Source organism: Saccharothrix sp. ST-888 (assembly GCF_000955975.1).
In the GTDB taxonomy this organism is placed as follows: Bacteria; Actinomycetota; Actinomycetes; order Streptomycetales; family Streptomycetaceae; genus Kitasatospora.
This window is the reverse complement of record NZ_JYJF01000441.1, coordinates 1-382: the sequence shown is the minus strand read 5'-3', so window position 1 is coordinate 382 and position 382 is coordinate 1. Positions and strand designations below refer to the sequence as shown.

The window sequence follows — 382 nt, the reverse complement described above, 5'->3', positions numbered from 1 at the left end:
GTTCCTGGACCAGGTCGGTGGGGAGCTGCCACGGTTCCATGCCCGGACCGGCGGGTGCGGGGGGCTCGGCCGCGGCTCTCTCGCAGATGAGGGGCAGGTGCCGCACCTGGTCCCGGCCCTCCGCGGTGAGCGGGGCATGTCGGAGGAGCTGTCCGACGAGGGGCAGCGGTGTAAGGCATGCCGCCTGTTCCCCGACCGGCTGTCCCTCCAGTGCCTGCTCTTCCTCCTCCACCGGCTCGGCACCGCGCGCACCGCCTTGGTCCTCGCCGACCGCACCTCCGCGCAGGACCCCAACCCCGCCTTCCACGCCGAACGCCTGCGCCAGCCGAACTGCGTGCGAATCCTGCTCGGCCCGCGCTCCCGCCAGGGCGTGGTGCAGCTC

At 73.8% G+C, this 382-nt stretch carries 1 protein-coding gene; it reads left to right on the top strand.

Annotation, left to right across the window (positions count from 1 at the left end):
- Window positions 1-136: 136 nt before the first annotated feature.
- On the top strand, window positions 137-382 hold a 246-nt coding region (locus UK12_RS33415), incomplete at its 3' end, for a hypothetical protein (protein WP_156179111.1).